Genomic DNA, 251 nt, shown 5'->3' on the forward strand with positions numbered 1-251 from the left:
TCCACCAGGTAGGTGTAGGCGGTGCCGTCCTCCAGGGCCTGGAAGGAGTTGCCAACGCCGCGCGGGACGTAGATGGCCTTGGAGGGGTCCAGGACGGTCGTGAACACCTTGCCGAAGGTGGCGCTGCCCTCGCGCAGGTCCACCCAGGCGCCGAAGACCGAGCCGCGGGCCACGGAGATGAACTTGTCCCAGGGCTCCGCGTGGATGCCGCGGGTGACGCCGCGGCTGTCGTTGTAGGAGATGTTGTTCTG

The 251-nt window shown here is 67.7% G+C and carries 1 protein-coding gene; it reads right to left on the reverse strand.

Going from position 1 to position 251, the window contains the following annotated elements; genetic code table 11:
- On the reverse strand, positions 1-251 hold a 251-nt coding region (locus DW796_RS10615; RefSeq protein WP_233539653.1), incomplete at both ends, for a dTDP-4-dehydrorhamnose 3,5-epimerase family protein.

This window comes from Collinsella sp. AM31-2AC, assembly GCF_003469285.1.
GTDB lineage: Bacteria > Actinomycetota > Coriobacteriia > Coriobacteriales > Coriobacteriaceae > Collinsella > Collinsella aerofaciens_AT.